Origin of the sequence: Microbispora sp. KK1-11, assembly GCF_006874435.1 — a bacterium.
GTDB lineage: Bacteria > Actinomycetota > Actinomycetes > Streptosporangiales > Streptosporangiaceae > Microbispora > Microbispora catharanthi.
This window is the reverse complement of sequence record NZ_VIRJ01000001.1, coordinates 391,367-408,292: the sequence shown is the minus strand read 5'-3', so window position 1 is coordinate 408,292 and position 16,926 is coordinate 391,367. Positions and strand designations below refer to the sequence as shown.

General features: G+C 72.8%; 17 protein-coding genes. 10 read left to right on the top strand and 7 right to left on the bottom strand.

The window, feature by feature from the left end; all coding sequences use genetic code 11:
* Nucleotide 1: 1 nt before the first annotated feature.
* The 6 genes from FLW16_RS01845 to hisD all read right to left on the bottom strand — a co-directional run bounded on the left by FLW16_RS01845 (nt 2) and on the right by hisD (nt 4,245).
* Nucleotides 2-373: a hypothetical protein gene (locus FLW16_RS01845; protein WP_142556897.1), complete on the bottom strand. Its 372-nt coding sequence runs from the start codon at nt 371-373 to the stop codon at nt 2-4.
* Nucleotides 374-481: 108 nt separating this feature from the next.
* On the bottom strand, nt 482-1,114 hold the full coding sequence (gene hisH / locus FLW16_RS01840) for an imidazole glycerol phosphate synthase subunit HisH (protein ID WP_142556895.1): 633 nt from the start codon (nt 1,112-1,114) through the stop codon (nt 482-484).
* The gene (locus FLW16_RS43310) at nt 1,111-1,263 is read right to left on the bottom strand and encodes a hypothetical protein (RefSeq protein WP_185949194.1); all 153 of its coding nucleotides are present in this window, start codon (nt 1,261-1,263) and stop codon (nt 1,111-1,113) included. Before FLW16_RS43310 ends, hisH begins: the two co-directional genes overlap by 4 nt.
* On the bottom strand, nt 1,263-1,868 hold the full coding sequence (gene hisB / locus FLW16_RS01835) for an imidazoleglycerol-phosphate dehydratase HisB (RefSeq protein WP_030509942.1): 606 nt from the start codon (nt 1,866-1,868) through the stop codon (nt 1,263-1,265). Before hisB ends, FLW16_RS43310 begins: the two co-directional genes overlap by 1 nt.
* A complete protein-coding gene (locus FLW16_RS01830; protein WP_142556893.1) occupies nt 1,865-2,941 on the bottom strand; it encodes a histidinol-phosphate transaminase in 1,077 nt (358 codons plus the stop codon). Before FLW16_RS01830 ends, hisB begins: the two co-directional genes overlap by 4 nt.
* Entirely contained in the window at nt 2,938-4,245 is a 1,308-nt protein-coding gene (gene hisD, locus FLW16_RS01825) for a histidinol dehydrogenase (protein WP_142556891.1), read from the bottom strand. The genes FLW16_RS01830 and hisD overlap by 4 nt, the downstream gene beginning before the upstream one ends.
* A 198-nt stretch (nt 4,246-4,443) precedes the next feature.
* Between hisD and FLW16_RS01820 the strand changes: the two genes are divergently transcribed.
* The 10 genes from FLW16_RS01820 to FLW16_RS01775 all read left to right on the top strand — a co-directional run bounded on the left by FLW16_RS01820 (nt 4,444) and on the right by FLW16_RS01775 (nt 16,289).
* Nucleotides 4,444-5,208 (top strand): DeoR/GlpR family DNA-binding transcription regulator, encoded by a 765-nt coding sequence (locus FLW16_RS01820; RefSeq protein WP_142556889.1) that lies wholly within the window; start codon nt 4,444-4,446, stop codon nt 5,206-5,208.
* Between the two features lie 75 nt (nt 5,209-5,283).
* Nucleotides 5,284-6,807: an amino acid permease gene (locus FLW16_RS01815; protein ID WP_142556887.1), complete on the top strand. Its 1,524-nt coding sequence runs from the start codon at nt 5,284-5,286 to the stop codon at nt 6,805-6,807.
* Nucleotides 6,804-8,243: an FGGY family carbohydrate kinase gene (locus FLW16_RS01810; protein WP_142556885.1), complete on the top strand. Its 1,440-nt coding sequence runs from the start codon at nt 6,804-6,806 to the stop codon at nt 8,241-8,243. The genes FLW16_RS01815 and FLW16_RS01810 overlap by 4 nt, the downstream gene beginning before the upstream one ends.
* Nucleotides 8,240-9,688 carry an NAD(P)/FAD-dependent oxidoreductase gene (locus tag FLW16_RS01805; RefSeq protein WP_260614767.1) on the top strand — a complete coding sequence of 483 codons (1,449 nt, stop codon included), beginning with the start codon at nt 8,240-8,242 and terminating at the stop codon, nt 9,686-9,688. The genes FLW16_RS01810 and FLW16_RS01805 overlap by 4 nt, the downstream gene beginning before the upstream one ends.
* Nucleotides 9,685-11,001 carry an NAD(P)/FAD-dependent oxidoreductase gene (locus FLW16_RS01800; RefSeq protein ID WP_142556883.1) on the top strand — a complete coding sequence of 439 codons (1,317 nt, stop codon included), beginning with the start codon at nt 9,685-9,687 and terminating at the stop codon, nt 10,999-11,001. The genes FLW16_RS01805 and FLW16_RS01800 overlap by 4 nt, the downstream gene beginning before the upstream one ends.
* Before the next feature lie 410 nt (nt 11,002-11,411).
* Nucleotides 11,412-13,403, top strand: a complete 1,992-nt coding sequence (locus FLW16_RS01795; protein ID WP_185949193.1) for an HNH endonuclease signature motif containing protein — start codon at nt 11,412-11,414, stop codon at nt 13,401-13,403.
* Between the two features lie 31 nt (nt 13,404-13,434).
* A complete protein-coding gene (locus tag FLW16_RS01790; protein WP_142556880.1) occupies nt 13,435-13,791 on the top strand; it encodes an arsenate reductase family protein in 357 nt (118 codons plus the stop codon).
* 239 nt (nt 13,792-14,030) lie between these two features.
* Nucleotides 14,031-14,231: a hypothetical protein gene (locus FLW16_RS01785; RefSeq protein ID WP_142556878.1), complete on the top strand. Its 201-nt coding sequence runs from the start codon at nt 14,031-14,033 to the stop codon at nt 14,229-14,231.
* A gap of 81 nt (nt 14,232-14,312) precedes the next feature.
* A complete protein-coding gene (gene ybaK / locus FLW16_RS01780; protein WP_142556875.1) occupies nt 14,313-14,810 on the top strand; it encodes a Cys-tRNA(Pro) deacylase in 498 nt (165 codons plus the stop codon).
* Nucleotides 14,811-14,888: 78 nt separating this feature from the next.
* Nucleotides 14,889-16,289, top strand: coding sequence for an amidase (locus FLW16_RS01775; protein ID WP_142556873.1), 1,401 nt, complete (start codon nt 14,889-14,891; stop codon nt 16,287-16,289).
* Nucleotides 16,290-16,353: 64 nt separating this feature from the next.
* On the opposite strand, the gene FLW16_RS01770 is transcribed toward FLW16_RS01775, so the two are convergent.
* Complete coding sequence (locus tag FLW16_RS01770; RefSeq protein WP_142556871.1) at nt 16,354-16,839, bottom strand: hypothetical protein; 486 nt, start codon at nt 16,837-16,839, stop codon at nt 16,354-16,356.
* Nucleotides 16,840-16,926: the final 87 nt, after the last annotated feature.

Below are 16,926 nucleotides of genomic sequence, written 5' to 3'. Positions count from 1 at the left end.
GTCATGACCTCCGGTCGAAGACGATGGTGACGAGCACCGGGAGCAACAGGATCGAGCCGAGGAACACGCCCAGCCGGGCCATCCACGAGTCGAGCAGGATCCAGGCGAGCACCTGGACGAGGAACCACAGCACGACGACGACGGCGTTCTCCGTGCGGCGGCGGCGGGCGAGATACCCGCGCTGCCGGGCCACCCGCACCGGCCTGGCCGGCCGCGGCAGCACCGCGCCCACGGCTCCGGCGACGGGCCCGACGAGCCGCTCGCGCAACTCGCGCCGCCTGGCGGCCCTCGCCACGCGCTCGGCCCGGGCCGCCGCGAGGCGTTCGCGCTCGGCTTCGCGCTCCGCCCTCCGGCGGGCCCGTTCCTTGCTCATCGGGCCTCCCGCTCGGGTCCGGTCACGGCCTGGCCGGCCGTGCGCGCCGGAGCCCCGCCGGTTCCCAGTGTCGCACCGCTGCCTCGAGATTTCGCGTGCCGGACACGCTCACAACGTGCTCAGCCAGTTGGACAGCAGCACGGCCCCCGCGTCCCCGGACTTCTCCGGGTGGAACTGGGTGGCCATGAGGGGACCGTTCTCGACGGCGGCCACGAACGGCACGCCGTGCTCGGCCCAGGTCACCAGCGGTTCGCGGAAGCCGTCGCCGGCCCGCAGCCGCCAGTCGCGCACGCCGTAGGAGTGGACGAAGTAGAAGCGCGTCCCCTCCTCCAGGCCACGGAACAGCACGCTGCCCTCGGGCACGGTCACGGTGTTCCACCCCATGTGGGGCAGCACGGGCGCGTCGAGCCGCTCGACCGTGCCGGGCCACTCGCCGCAGCCCTCGGTGTGGACGCCGTGCTCGACGCCCTTCTCGAACAGGATCTGCATGCCGACGCAGATCCCGAGCACCGGGCGCCCGCCGGACAGGCGGCGGCCGACGATCTGGTCGCCGCGCACGCCCTTCAGCCCCTCCATGCACGCGGCGAACGCCCCGACGCCGGGGACGACGAGCCCGTCCGCGTCGAGGGCCGCGTCGAAGTCGGCGGTGACGGTGACGTCCGCCCCCACCCGGGCCAGCGCCCGCTCGGCCGAGCGGAGGTTGCCCGAGCCGTAGTCGAGAACGACGACCCGTCTGCTCACTGCCACCACATCACTCCCGCGGTGATCGCCACTGCGGCCCCGACGCCGGCGAGCGCCGCCAGCAGCTTGAGGCCCTGCCGGATGCCCGAGATGACCCCGCCGATCAGGAAGAGGCCGATGAAGATCATCCCGCCGGACGCGAAGGTCATCAGAGCACGCCCTTGGTGCTGGGCACGCCGGTCGCCCGGGGATCCCGCTCCGACGCCTCGCGCAGCGCCCGCGCGAGCGCCTTGAACTGCGCCTCCACGATGTGGTGGGCGTTGCGCCCGTACGGCACGTGCACGTGGAGGCAGACCGCCGCCTGCGCGACGAACGACTCCAGGATGTGCCGGGTCATGGTGGTGTCGTAGTCGGGCCCGATCATCGGGGCCATGCCCTCGGGCTCGGTGTGGACGAGGTACGGCCGGCCGGACAGGTCCACCGTGACCTGCGCGAGCGCCTCGTCCAGCGGGCAGGAGGCGCTGCCGAACCGCCGGATGCCCGACTTGTCGCCCAAGGCCTCGCGGAACGCCGCGCCGAGCGCGATCGAGGTGTCCTCGATCGTGTGGTGGGCGTCGATGTGCAGGTCGCCCTCGGTCTTCACGGTCAGGTCGAACAGGCCGTGCTTGCCGAGCTGGGCGAGCATGTGGTCGTAGAACCCGACGCCGGTGGACACGTCGACGATCCCGGTGCCGTCGAGGCCCACCTCGACCAGCACCGACGTCTCCTTCGTCGTGCGCTCGACGCGGCCGCGGCGCTCGTTGAGCTCGGTCATGCGAGGACCCCTTCCAGCGCGGCGCGGAACGCCGCCATCTCTTCCGGCGTGCCGATGGACACGCGCAGCCAGCCCGCGGGGCCGGTCTCCCGGATCAGCACCCCGCGATCGAGCAGTCCCTCCCACACGGACCGCCGATCCGCAAACGTACCGAACAGCACGAAGTTGGCGTCGGAGTCGGCGGCCACCAGGCCACGCCCCCGCAGCCAGTCCACGGTGGCGTCCCGCTCGGCGCGCAGCGTGTCCACCGTGCCCAGCAGCTCCTCGCGGTGCGCCAGCGCCACCCGGGCCGCCGCCTGGGTCAGCGTGGACAGGTGGTAGGGCAGGCGGACCAGCAGCATGGCGTCGACCACGGCCGGGTCGGCGGCGAGGTAGCCGAGCCGGGTGCCGGCCATCGCGAACGCCTTGGACATGGTGCGCGTCACGATCAGCCGGGGGTTGCCGGGCAGCAGGGTCAGGGCCGACGGCGTGCCCGTGCGGGCGAACTCGGCGTACGCCTCGTCCACCACGACCATGCCGGGCGCGGCGGCGAGGATCCGCTCGATCACCTCCAGCGGCAGGGCCGTGCCGGTCGGGTTGTTCGGCGAGGTCAGGAACACCACGTCGGGGCGGTGTTCCTCGATCGCGGCGACGGCGGCGCCGGGGTCGATCGCGAAGTCCTCCTCGCGCAGGCCCTCGATCCAGCGGGTGTTCGTGCCGCCCGCGATGATCGGGTGCATGGAGTACGACGGCTCGAACCCCATGGCTGACCGGCCGGGGCCGCCGAACGCCTGGAGGATCTGCTGGATGATCTCGTTGGAGCCGTTGGCCGCCCACAGCCGGCCGGCCGTCAGCCCGTGGCCGAGGTAGTCGGCGAGGTCCTTGCGCAGCTCGACGGCGTCCCTGTCGGGGTAGCGGTTCAGCGTCGTCGCGCCCTGCCGTACGGCACGGGCGAGATCGTCGATCAGCGCGGCGGACGGCGGATAGGGGTTCTCGTTGGTGTTGAGCTGCACCGGCACGTCGAGCTGCGGCGCGCCGTACGGGTGCTTGCCGCGCAGGTCGTCGCGGATCGGCAGGTCGTCGAGGGTCGTCATGCGGGTACTTCCCAGTCGAAGCGGGCGCGGACGGCGGCGCCGTGGGCGGGCAGGTCCTCGGCGTCGGCGAGCGCGCACACGTACGGCGCGGCCCCGGCCAGCGCCTCGCGGCTGTAGTTCACCACGTGGATGCCGCGCAGGAACGTCTGCACCGACAGCCCCGAGGAGTGGCAGGCGCAGCCGCCGGTCGGCAGCACGTGGTTGGAGCCCGCCATGTAGTCGCCGAGCGACACCGGCGCGTACGGCCCGACGAAGATCGCACCGGCGTTGCGCACCCGGGCGGCGACCGCGCGGGCGCCGGCCGTCTGGATCTCCAGGTGCTCGGCGGCGTAGGCGTCCACGACCTTCAGCCCGTCCTCGATGTCCGAGACGAGCACGATGCCCGACTGACGGCCGGCGAGCGCCTCGGTGATCCGCTCGCTGTGCCGGGTCGCGGCCACCTGGCCGGGCAGTTCCTTCTCCACCGCGTCGGCCAGCTCCACGCTGGTGGTGACCAGCACGGATGCGGCGATGACGTCGTGCTCGGCCTGGCTGATCAGGTCGGCCGCGACGTGCACCGGGTCGGCGGTCTCGTCGGCGAGGACCGCGATCTCGGTGGGCCCGGCCTCGGAGTCGATGCCGATGCGGCCCTTGAGCAGGCGCTTGGCCGCGGCCACCCAGATGTTGCCGGGACCGGTCACCATCGTGGCCGGGCGGCACTCCTCGGTGCCGTAGGCGAACATCGCGACGGCCTGGGCGCCGCCCACGGCGTACACCTCCTCGACGCCGAGCAGCGCGCAGGCGGCGAGGATGGTGGGGTGCGGGAGCCCGCCGAACTCCTTCTGCGCGGGCGAGGTGACGGCCAGCGAGGGCACGCCCGCCTCCTGGGCGGGGACCACGTTCATGACCACGCTGGAGGGGTAGACGGCCCGGCCGCCGGGGACGTACAGCCCCACGCGGTCGACCGGCACCCAGCGCTCGGTGACCGTGCCGCCCGGCACGACCTGCGTCGTGGTGTCGGTGCGCCGCTGGTCGCGGTGGACCAGGCGGGCGCGGCGGATCGACTCCTCCAGCGCCGCGCGCACGGCCGGGTCCAGCTCCTCCAGGGCGCGGGTGATCGCCTCGGCGGGCACCCGGGCGGACTCCAGCTCGACACCGTCGAATCTCGCGGTCAGCTCCCGTACGGCTGCCGCGCCACGATGGCGTACGTCCTCACAGATGGGCCGCACCTTCTCCAGGGCGGCCTCGACGTCGAGTTCGGCGCGGGGCAGCACGTCGCGCAGGTCGGCAGGAAGGGACCCGCGCAGGTCGATACGGGAAATCACCGTCCCAGTCTACGGACGACCAGGGACGGATCAGCGCGTGTCCAGCATTCGGGACGGGCGTTTCACCCGCGCGCGCACCCCCCGGGAGCTGGGACTCTTCTCCGCCGCCCGTTTTCCGGGCCCGCCCCTTGACAGGTTTTCGGGCACTAATCCACACTCTCGGGCAATACCAGTCACATTCGGTCAAAGGCGGATCTCTTGCTTCCGGCACAGCGCCACCAGCGGATCATCGAAGCCCTCGGGCGGAAGGGGACGGTGCGCACCGAGGACCTCGCCGCGCTGCTCGGCGTCTCCCACGAGACCGTCCGGCGCGACCTGGCGATCCTGGAGCGCCGGGCGCTGCTCGTCCGTGTCCACGGCGGGGCGACCTCGGCGCCGTCCGGGACCGGCGAGGAGCTGTCCTACCTGGAGCGCTCGACCAGCCAGTCGGAGGCGAAGGCCGTGATCGGCGAGCTCGCGGCGCAGCTCCTGCGCCCGGGCCAGACCGTGATCATCGACGTCGGCACCACCGCCGTCCACGTCGCCAGGGCCGTCCCCCCGTCCTTCCGGGGGGTGGTCGCCACCTGCTCGCTGCTGGTGGCGGCCGAGCTCGCGGGCCGTCCCGGCGTGGAGGTGCTGGTGGCGGGCGGGCGGGTCCGGCAGGGCGACCTCGCCGTCTCCAACGCCCACACCCTGGGGTTCTTCCAGGACCTGCGCGCCGACGTGGCGTTCCTCGGCTCGGGCGGGGTGGACGCCGAAGCCGGGCTCACCGACTACTTCCTCGACGAGGTCGCGACCAAGCGCGTGATCCTCGCCAACACCGCCAGGACGTACGTGCTCGCCGACAACTCGAAGCACGGCAGGGTCGCCGCCTACCGGGTGTGCGCCCTGGACGACCTGTCCGGCCTCATCACGGACGGGGAACCCTCTCCCGCGCTCACATCCGCCCTGGTCAGGGCGGGTGCCGAGGTGATCAACCCGTAGGGTGGCCCGGCGGCGCGGCCACGCCGCCGGGCCCGGACCGTTGCAATCTCCCCAGCTCCAGCCAGGAGACGATCCATGACCCATCCTTCCACGCGCCCGCCATCTCATGATCGAAACAGCGCTCACAGGAACGGCGCGAATCGAAAAGGCGCCGATCAGGCCGACGCGGCCATCTCCCACGCCGGGTACGCCCAGCAGTTCTCGCGCACGCTGAAGTCGTTCGAGTCCTTCGCCGTCGCGTTCTCCTTCATCTCGATCACCACCGGCCTGTTCACGACGTACGGCACCGTGCTCAACTCGGGCGGGCCCGCGGGCATCTGGACCTGGCCGATCGTCGGCGCGGGCACGGTCGCGGTCGCCCTCCTGTACGGCGCGCTGGCCAGCCGAATCCCGCTGTCGGGCTACAGCTACCAGTGGGCGAGCAGGCTCGCCTCGCCGGTGCTGGGCTGGTGGTTCGGCTGGGTGTCGTTCGCGTTCCTCGCGATCGTCGCGGTGGCGGTCGACTACGGCCTGGCCCAGGTGGCGCTGTTCCCGTTGTTCGGCTGGGAGTACACGCCCATGGCCGGCGCGCTCACCACGCTCGTCGTGCTGGTCGTCCAGATGGCTCTGATCATCTGGTCCACCCCGATCACGACGGAGATCAACAATCTCGCGGTCAGCGCCGAGGTGATCGCGATGATCGGGCTGACCCTGCTGATCGCCGGGTTCGCGATCTTCGGCGGGCACGCCGAGTGGTCCAACCTCACCTCCACCGGCGCCGTCTCCGGCGACGGCTACTTCGGCTGGCTCGGGCCGTTCATGCTGTCGGCGCTGCTCGGCGCGTTCACGCTGGTCGGCTGGGAGTCCGCGGCCAACCTCGCCGAGGAGACGATCAACCCCAAGCAGGTGGTGCCCCGGGCGATGGTCCGCGCGATCCTGCTCAGCGTCGCCCTCGGCATGCTGTTCCTCGTCGTGGTCACCGCCGCCCTCGGGCACGACGTGGCGGCGATCACCGCCTCCTCCGCGCCGGTCGCCCAGGTCGTCGAGAACGTCCTCGGCGCCGGGGTGGCGCGGGCCTTCCTCGTCGTCGTGAGCCTCGCGATCTTCGCCTGCGGCCTGGTCATCATGGTGAGCTGCAGCCGCCTGGTCCACGCCATGGCCCGCGACGGCCGGCTGCCGTTCTCCACGGCGCTGAGCCGGGTGCCGCGCGCCACCGGCGGCCCGACCTGGGCCACCGTGCTCGCGGCCGGCGCGTCGATCGCCATCGTGCTCGCCTTCTCCGGCAACGCCGACGCCCTGTCGCAGCTCCTCGGGGCGGGCACGCTCATGCCGGCCCTTCTGTACGCCGGCACGGTCGCGCTCTACCTCGCCACCCGTCGCCGGCACCGGCCGCGGCCCGACGACTTCCGCCTCGGGAAGTGGGAGCCTCTGGTCGTGGCGGGGGCGGTGATCTGGCTGGTGATCGAGCTCGCCATCTTCCTCATCCCGTCCGACTTCCGCACGGCGCAGCTGTACGCCCTGGGCTCGCTCGTGCTCGGCGCCGTCGTGTTCGCCGTCGTGTGGGTGCGCGGCCGGGACCGCCTGACCCGCGAGAGCGGCGACTCCGCGGAGCTCCTGTGAGCGCGCCGGCCGTACTGGCGATCGACCAGGGCACCTCGGGCACCAAGGCGGTCGTGGTCGGCGGCGACGGCGCCGTCCTCGCGCTGGCCGAGACGCCGGTCCGCCCCGCGTACCTGCCGGGCGGGCGGGTGGAGCAGGACCCCCGCGAACTGCTCGGCTCGGTGCTGGCCGCCGGGCGCGAGGCGGTCGCGGCGGCGGGCGTGCCCGTCGGCGCGGTCACGCTGGCCAACCAGGGCGAGACCGTGCTGGCCTGGGACCCGGCGACCGGCGAGCCGCTGACCACCGCGCTGGTGTGGCAGGACCGGCGGGCCGAGGAGGTGTGCACCGGTCTCGCCGGGCACGCCGAGAGGATCGCCGAGCTGACCGGGCTCGTGCTCGACCCGTATTTTTCGGCTCCAAAGATGGCGTGGATCCGCCGCAACCTCACCCGCGAAGGGGTGGTGACGACCAGCGACACCTGGCTCGTCCACCACCTGACCGGGGAGTTCGTCACCGACGCGGCGACCGCGAGCAGGTCGGCCCTGCTCGACCTCGACGCGGTCGAGTGGAGCGGGGAACTGCTCGGCCTGTTCGGCCTGGACGGCGAGCGGCTGCCCGCGATCGTCGCCTGCGACGAGGTGGTCGGGACGACCCGGGCCTTCGGCGGGGAGATCCCGGTCGGCGGACTGGTCGTCGACCAGCAGGCCGCGCTGCTGGCCGAGGGCTGCCTGTCGGCCGGCGAGGCAAAGTGCACCTACGGCACCGGGGCGTTCCTGCTCGCCAACACCGGCGAGCGGGCCGTGCGCTCGGCCTCCGGCCTGACCACGTCGGTGGCGTGGCGGGCCAGGGGGGCCACGCCCTACTGCGTGGACGGGCAGGTCTACACGGCGGCCTCCGCCGTGCGGTGGCTGAACGGCCTCGGCCTCGTCGGCGACGCCTCCGACCTGGACACGCTGGCCGCGCCGGACGCCGAGGGCGCGCTGTTCGTCCCCGGGCTGGCCGGGCTGGCCGCGCCCTGGTGGCGGCCCGACGCGACCGGCGCGTTCCTCGGCATGACGCTGTCCACCCGGCCCGGTCACCTGATCCGCGCCGTCCTGGAGGGCATCGCCGCCCAGGTGGCCGACCTGGCCGCGGTCGTCGCGGCCGACCTCGGCCGCCCGCTGGCCCGCCTGCGGGTGGACGGCGGGCTCACCCGGTCGGCCGCTCTCATGCAGGCCCAGGCCGACCTGCTGCAGGCGCCGGTGGACGTCTACCCGTCGCCGCACGCGACCGCGCTCGGGGCCGCCGCGCTGGCCCGCCTCGCCGTGACCCCCTCGCTCACGGTGGCGGACGCCGTTCCCGCGTGGGCCCCGGCGACGACGTACGAGCCGCGCTGGCCGGCGGAGCGGGCGGAGGAGTTCATGACGCGCTGGCGGCGGGGTGTCCGCGCGGCGATCGACACGGGGAGGGACATGTGAACGGGGGAGTCAGCAGGTCCGGGCCGCTGCCGGACGGGACGGTCGACGTTGCGGTGGTCGGCGGCGGCGTCGTGGGCGCCGCCGTGGCCCGCGAGCTGGCAGGGCGGCAGGTGACAGGGCGTGAATCGGATGGCCGCGCCCTGTCGGTCGCGCTGGTCGAGGCGCGCTCGGACGTCGGCGACGGCACCAGCAAGGCCAACACCGCGATCCTGCACACCGGCTTCGACGCGACGCCGGGCACTCTGGAGTCGCGCCTGGTGCGGCGGGGATACGAGCTGCTCGGCGGATACGCCGAGCACGCCGGCATCCCGGTCGAGCGGACCGGCGCGCTGCTGGTCGCCTGGACCGGCGAGGAACTGGCCGCGCTCCCCACACTGGCGGACAAGGCGGTGAAGAACGGCTACCGCGAGTGCGAGATCGTCGGCGCGGACGAGGTCTACCGGCTGGTCCCGGCCCTCGGCCCGGGAGCGCTCGGCGGGCTGACCGTGCCCGGGGAGTCGATCATCTGCCCGTGGACCACCACGCTGGCGTTCGCCACGGAGGCGCTGGCGCGGGGGGCCGCCGTGCTGCTGAACACGCGGGTCGAGGGCGTCCAGCGCGACGGCGGCGACGAGACCGTGCTGCTGACGAACCGGGGCCCGCTGCGGGCCCGCTGGGTCGTCAACGCCGCGGGGCTGGGCTCCGACGCCGTCGACCGCCTGTTCGGGCACGAGCGGTTCACGGTCACGCCGCGCCGGGGCGAGCTGCTGGTCTTCGACAAGATGGCCAGGCCGCTGGCCGACCGCATCGTGCTGCCCGTGCCCAGCTCGCGCGGCAAGGGCGTGCTGATCAGCCCGACGATCTACGGCAACGTGATGCTCGGCCCGACCGCCGAGGACCTGCGCGACCGCGCCGACACCTCCACTTCAGAGGAGGGGTTCGCGTTCCTGGTGGACAAGGGCCTCGCGCTCATGCCCACCCTCATGACGGAGGAGGTCACGGCCTCCTACGCCGGGCTGCGTGCGGCCACCGAGCACGGCGACTACCAGGTGCACCTCGACGGCGCGCAGCGCTATCTCGTGCTCGGCGGCATCCGGTCCACCGGGCTGACCTCGTCCATGGCGCTGGCCGAGCACGCCGCCGGGCTGCTGGCCGAGGCGGGCCTCGCCACCTCCGTACGCGAGGATCTGCCGGAGCCGCCCCGGATGCCCAACATCGGCGAGGCGTTCCCCCGGCCGTACATGTGCGACGACCTCATCGCCGGGGACCCGGCGTACGGGACCGTGGTCTGCTTCTGCGAGCGGGTCACCGCCGGGGAGATCAGGGACGCCCTGGCCTCCCCGCTTCCCCCGGCCGACATCGACGGCCTGCGCCGCCGCACCCGGGCCATGATGGGCCGCTGCCAGGGCTTCTTCTGCGGAGCCGAGATCGGCCAACGCCTCGCTCTCACGAAGGAGTCGCGATGAACCTCGTCACCGACGTCGCCGTCGTGGGCGGCGGCCCCTCCGGCCTGACCGCCGCCGCCGGTCTCGCGGCGGCCGGTCTGCGGGTCCTGGTGCTCGACCGGGAGCGCGAGGCGGGAGGCATCCCCCGGCACAGCGACCACACCGGCTACGGCCTGCGCGACCTGCGCACGGTGATGACCGGCCCGGCGTACGCCCGCCTGCTGGCCAACCGCGCGCTGGAGTCCGGGGCGCAGGTGCGCACCTCGGCCATGGTCACCGGATGGGCCGGAGAGCGCATTCTCGACGTCACCACCCCGGAGGGCCGCCTGCGGGTGGACGCCCGCGCCGTCGTCCTGGCGACCGGCGCCAGGGAACGTCCACGTACGGCCCGCATGGTGCCGGGCGACCGCCCGCCGGGCGTGCTGACGACCGGGCAGCTTCAGAACGTGGTCCACCTGCACCACGGCAGGGTCGGCACGCGGGCCGTCGTCGTCGGGGCCGAGCTGGTGAGCTGGTCGGCCGTGCTCACCCTGCGCGAGGCGGGCTGCCGGACGGTGCTGATGACCAGCGAGCACGCCCGCGCCGAGTCGTACGCGGCGTTCAGCGTGCCGGGGCGGGCCGTGCTGCGCGTGCCGGTCGCCACCTCCACCCGGGTCGTGCGGATCGACGGCCGCGACGCCGTGGAGTCTGTCGAGGTCGAGGACCTGCGCACGGGCGAGCGCCGCACCGTGCCCTGCGACACGGTGGTGTTCACGGGCGACTGGGTTCCGGACCACGAACTGGCCCGGGCGGCCGGGCTGGCGATGGACCCGGGCAGCAGGAGCCCCGTCGTGGACAACACCCTGGCGACAAGCCGCCCCGGCGTCTTCGCCGTCGGCAACCTGGTCCACCCCGTGGACACCGCCGACGTGGCGGCCCTCGACGGCCGCCACGTGGTGCGGCACGTCCTGGCCTACCTGTCCGGGCACTCGGGCACGACGGACTCAGACACGACGGGCTCGGGCACGACGGACTCAGACACGACGGACTCAGACGCGACGGACTCGGGCACGGGCCGGGGTCCGGGGATCGAACTGCGGGCTGAGGCGCCGTTCCGATGGGTCTCCCCCGGCCTGGTCAGGCCGGGTGCGGGCGCGCCGCCCCGTCGCCGGATCCTGCTGTGGCCGGACGAACACCGCGCCGTCGCCAGGGTGGTGGTGACGCAGGACGGCCGTGAGATCGCCCGCCGCACCCTGCCGTGGCCGGTCTCCCCCGGCCGGGTGTTCCGGGTGCCGTCGTCCCTGCTGTCCGGCGCGGACCCGCGCGGCGGTCCGATCACCATCTCGCTGGCGTGACCACGACGGGTCGGACACCTGTAGTTCCAACTAATCGCCCAGCTGCGGTTGATTCAGGGAGGAGACCAGGAAAGAATTAGAACAGTGATTCGAATCTACTTGTGAACTCTGGGGGTGCGATGGACGCGTTCGGCCTCGTCCACGAGCACTCTCGGCGTCCGAATATCTTGAATCCCCGGTGGGCCGGAGTGTCGGCCCGATCACTTCCGTGGCCGTCGGATGCCTCCGGCCGTTTCTGCGCGGGTGTGGCCTGCCCGTGCCATGAAGGTGCCCCGCAACAGGGCACTCGGCGACAGGACGCTGACGGTGATACCGGTGATTCAGGAAGCGCTGAGGGCGCTGGTGCCGGTGGCCGCGGGTCGGGTAGCGATCGAGAAAAGACCCGGTCGTCGTGGGCTTTGGTGGCGTCGTTGCGTGAGTCGGCGCAGGCGTTGGCGCTGGCGCCGTTGCCGGACGATGCGGGCATCTGTCGTGCTGAGGCTGAGGATTTGCTGTTCGCGCGGGATCGGATCACGTGCGCGTTGGCGGATCGGGTGGGGCGGGTGCATGGTGCGGGGCAGGCCAAGCGGCATGGGCATGCCTCCACCCGTAGTTGGTTGCGCACCGCCGCAGGGATGAGCGTCGCGGGAGCGGGCCGCCTGCTCACGCTGGCGGTGGAGCTGGCGCGTCTGCCCCGGGTGCGGGAGAAGTTCGCTGAGGGTGGGTTGGCGGCGGGGGTGGTGGAGGCGATCTGCACGGCCACCGCGCAGTTGAGTGATGAGCACGCGGGGCTGGCCGAGCCGATCCTGCTGGAGCTGGCGGGCAAGGCAGGGGCGGCGGAGGTGGCCAAAGCCGGCCGCTACCTACGCGCGGTGCTCGACCCCGACGGGGAAGACCGCGACGAGCAGGCCGACTACGCGCGGCGGTTCCTGCGGGTCCGCCCCACCCGGGGCGGAGGCCTGGAGGGAGAGTTCCACCTCCCTCGCGAGGCCGCCGCCCGGTTGCGCGCCCTGCTGGACGCCTACGCCAAACCACGCGCGGAGGGCGACGACCGCCCGCTGCGAGTGCGTAACGCCGACGCGTTCATCGCGCTGCTGGAGCAGAAGATCGCCACCGAGCTCCTGGTCCTGGTCAACGCCGAATCCCTCCCTGCCGACCCCGAAGCCGCCGCCCCTCAACCCGCCGCCTCTCAACCCGCCGACCCTGGCACCGACCACTCCGATCACCCAGAAGACATCACCGAGACCGACACCAGCGACACTCGCAGCGGCGACACCAGCGACCACGCCCCCATCGACGCCGACACCCCTGGCGCCTTTAGCGAGATGGGCGGCCTCGCTGACGCGGGCAGCGCCGACGACGCCGCCCCTGCCCAGGATGAAAGCCCGTGCCGTCCCGCCGACCGCGGCCCTGTCGAGGCCGGGGCAGATGCCGGGGCAGGGAGCGATGCCGGTGCCGATGCAGCCGCGGACTCCGCCGCCGGGAGCTCCGACCATGCCACCACCGGCCCTCGCGATGAGGAAGCCCGCGACCCTGCGCCCGGTGAGCACGGGAACGGTAAGCACGGGAACGGTAAGCACGGGAACGGTAAGCAGCGAACCGGCGAGCACGACACCGCGAGCGCCGCCTCTGCCGAGGCCGACGACACGGCACCCACCGCGAGTGGGGAATGCGACCGTGGTGAGGCCCACGCTGGAGCAACGCGTGCCAGGCGCGCAGCTGCATGGCCTGCATGTGGCGGTAGCGCGCCTCCCCACACGGCGCCTCCGCACGCAGCGCGATTGCCGGATCCTCCTCCCGAGCACGCCGCTGCGCATCACGCCCACGCCGGGCATCGGCCTGCGGGGGACTGCCGGCATGGGCAGACCACGCGTGAAGGTCACGGTCACGAGCACCGGGGACACGGCGAGGGCGGATGCGGGTGCGACAACACAGCGCGGTGCTCGTGCGCAGCGCCGGGATGGCCACCGGGAGCGGTGCCGGGGACGGCGTTGGGGTCATTGTCGGGGACGGTGCCGGGGTTGTTGCTGGCGACCGGGCAGGTGCTGCCGGTCTCCAGCGTGCACCGGCTTGCCCGCACCTCCACCCTGGTGCGGCTGGTGATGGACGCCGAGGGGCAGGTGCTGGACATGGGCCGCAAGGTCCGCCTGGCCACCCCCGCCCAACGACGAGCCATCTTCACCCGCTACGCCACCTGCTGGATCGACGGCTGCCCACTCCCGGCAACCATGTGCCAGATCGACCACGCCGACAACTGGAGCACCGGCGGCTTGACCGACCTCAAACTGCTCGGACCGGCCTGCCAGTTCCACAACCGCGACCGCTACCGCCACCCTGACCGCTACACCCGCCACAAGATCGGCACCGACCGCTGGGCCTTCACCTACCGCAGCCGCTTTACGCCTTTCCGGCCGCGCAAGTGAGCCCGCCGGCTTGGCGCGGGACAATGCCCGCATGGAGATCTGGATCAATCCGGCCTGCTCGAAGTGCCGGTCGGCCTTGTCGCTGCTCGACGCCGAGGGCGCCAGGTACACCGTCCGTCACTACCTGGAGGACCCGCCGAGCACGAAGGAGCTCGCCGAGGTGCTGGGCCGCCTTGGCCTGGAGCCCTGGGACGTCGCCCGCCTCGGCGAGCCCGTCGCGGCCGAGCTGGACATGGAGTCGTGGCCGCGCGACCGGGCGTCCCGTGACCGGTGGATCGAGGCCATGGCCGCCCACCCGATCCTGATCCAGCGGCCGATCATCACCGCCGACGACGGCACGGCCGTGGTGGCCCGCTCCCCCGAGGCCGTGCGCTTCGTCCTGCCCTGACTTCCCCGCTGCCGGTGCGGGTTCCTGCCTCAGCCGAAGATCTGCTTGTTCGCGCTAGCCGGGCATTGTGCCGTGCGGCCATTCGTTGGTCTCCCGTGACCAGCACGGAAGAGACATCCCAGCGGTCGGACGTGGCGGAAGCGTGGGTGTCCCTTCGGCAGAACGGAGAGATGACCCGCTACCGCTGGGTCGCAGGCCGGGAGGTCGAGCCCTAGGCACGGGAGGTCGAGCCCTAGGCAATGGAAGAGGTAGACCGTAAGGTCCTGCTCGCTCGCTGGATCCAACTCGTCGAGGAGGATCTGAATCTGTCGAGAGGCATGAGCCGTGACCAGTGGAAGGGCAAGGAAGCACAGCTTCAGGAGTACCGACGAGAGCTGAGCCGCCTCGAACAGCTCGACCACGCGGTGACCGACGTGGCACAGGAACACGCGGACGAGTGATCCGTCTGCTCTCCCGTTCGGATCGCTGAGTTGTCCACAGGGGGCGAAGCGGGGAGGAGCCTCCGCACTAGGCTTACCGTCGTGAGCAAGACCAAGAGCAAGGGCGGCCAGAGCACTCCGGCGACGGTCGCCCTCACGCAGGCGAAGGCGGAGTTCACCCTTCACCCCTATGACCACGACCCCAACGCCCAGGCGTACGGCGAGGAGGCGGCCGACGCGCTCGGGCTGCCGTACGAGCGGATCTTCAAGACGCTGGTGGCGGAGACCGAGGCGGGCCTGGCGGTCGCGGTCGTGCCGGTGGCGGGCAAGCTCGACCTCAAGGCGTTCGCGGCGGCGCTGAAGGGCAAGCGGGCGGCGATGGCCGACGCGGCCAAGGTGGAGCGGGTCACCGGTTACGTGGTCGGCGGCATCAGCCCGCTCGGGCAGCGCAAGCGGCTGCCGACCGTGGTGGACGACTCCGCGCTCGGCTTCGAGACGATCTACTTCTCCGCCGGGCGGCGCGGCCTGCAGATCGAGACGGCGCCGGGCAACCTCGTCCGGCTCGCCCAGGCCGTGACCGCCCCCATCGCGAAGCTCTGAGCCTGTCTACTGTTGCCGTCGCCCGTACGGCTCAGCGGCCATAAGACTGGCCGGGGAACCGCACCGAACGGGGGAAACGTGAACGAACTGGTCGACCTCACCGCGACGGAGATGGCCGCGCTGCTGCGGGCGCGCGAGGTGAGCGCGGTCGAACTGACCGAGGCGTGCCTGCGGCGCGTCGAGGAGACGAACCCGCGGGTCAACGCCGTCGTGACGCTGACCGCCGAGCGGGCGCTCGACCAGGCCGCACGCGCCGACGAGGACCTGCGGCGCGGCCTGGTGCGCGGCCCGCTGCACGGCATCCCGGTCGCGCACAAGGACCTGGCCGACACCGCGGGCGTGCGGACCACGTACGGCTCGCGGGCGTTCGCCGACCACGTCCCCGCCGAGGACGACCCGCTCGTGCGGCGCATCCGCGAGGCGGGCGGGATCGCCCTGGGCAAGACGAACACCCCGGAGTTCGGCACCGGCTCGCACACGGTCAACGAGGTGTTCGGGGCGACCCGCAACCCCTACGACCTGTCGAAGAGCGCGGGCGGCAGCAGCGGGGGCGCCGCGGCGGCGCTGGCGTGCCGGATGGTGCCGCTCGCCGACGGCTCCGACATGGGCGGGTCGCTGCGCAATCCCGCGTCGTTCTGCAACGTGGCGGGCCTGCGGCCCACTCCGGGGCGGGTGCCGGCGAAGTCGGCGACGGCGGCCTGGTTCACGCTCAGCGTGCCGGGGCCGATGGCCCGCACGGCCGGCGACCTGGCGCTGTTCATGTCGGCCGTGGCCGGGTTCGACCCGGTCTCGCCCTTCTCGATCCGCGAGGACGGCTCGGCGTTCGCGGCGTCCCTCGACCTGGACATCTCCGGGGTCCGCGTCGCCTTCAGCCCCGACCTCGGCGGCCTCCCGGTCGACCCCCGCACGGCCGCGGCGACGGCGCGGGCGGCCGAGACGCTGGCCGCGCTGGGAGCCAAGGTCGAGCGGGTGGACCTTGACCTGTCCGGCGCCGAGGAGGCGTTCCGCGTCTACCGGTCGTGGTACTACGCGCTCAACTTCGGCGACCTCCCCGAGGTGGGCCCCAACGTCGCCTGGAACGTGGAGCAGGGGCGGAAGGTCACCGGGGCCGACCTCGCCAGGGCCGAGCGGCTGCGCACCGGGCTGTTCCACCGCATGCGCGAGTTCTTCGGCCGCTACGACTTCCTGGTGGCGCCCGTCAGCCAGGTGCCGCCGTTCCCGGTCGAGCAGCCGTACGTCACGGAGGTGGACGGGGTGGAGATGCCCGACTACCTGGCGTGGATGCGGTCGTGCTACTGGATCAGCGTGCTGCACGCGCCCGCGATGTCGGTGCCGTGCGGTTTCACGCCCGACGGTCTCCCGGTCGGCCTGCAGATCGTGGGCAGGCCGTGGGCCGACATGGACGTCCTGCGCCTCGGGCACGCCTTCGAACGGGCGACCGGCTTCTGGCGGACCGAGCCGGGCCTCGGCAGGGCTTAGGCGGCAGAGCTCAGGCGGCAGGGCTCAGTGGCAGGGCTCAGCAGGCAGGGTCTGGTGACAGAGCTCAGCGGCTTCGCTCGTTGTAGGTCACGGCGAACTCGATGACCCAGAAGACCGCGGTCGCCACGAGCGGCCAGGCGAACAGCACGCCGTGCGCGGTCAGGTCCAGCGAGGTCGTGGTGGTGTAGCCGCCCGGTCCCGCCGCCTGGACCCCGCCCTTGGCCGTGCCGCCGATCAGCATCGCGACGCATCCGGCGAGCAGCCCGCCGGCCGCGAGCCCCACGAGGACCTCGACCGGCCTGCCTCGCGACAGCACGTACCCCGCGATCCCGCAGACCAGGCCGAACGCGCCGGTGACCACGGCGAACCAGCCGTCGGCCTCGATGAGCGACTGCGTCTCTGGATCGGCCAGATGCGGCGTCCCGTCGACCAGCACGTACTGCGCGGCGGGGGCGAGCGCCGACCACACGTATCCGGCGGCCACCCCGAGGACGGCGAGCACCAGGACGGTAAGGCCGATCGTCGCCAGATTGCCCCTCAGATGCCGCACCGTCCCGATAGTACCCACGTGGTGATTGGGTCCGGTCCCGTTACTCTTGCTGGAGCCGGGTGCAGGGGACACACGGCATCGGTGTGG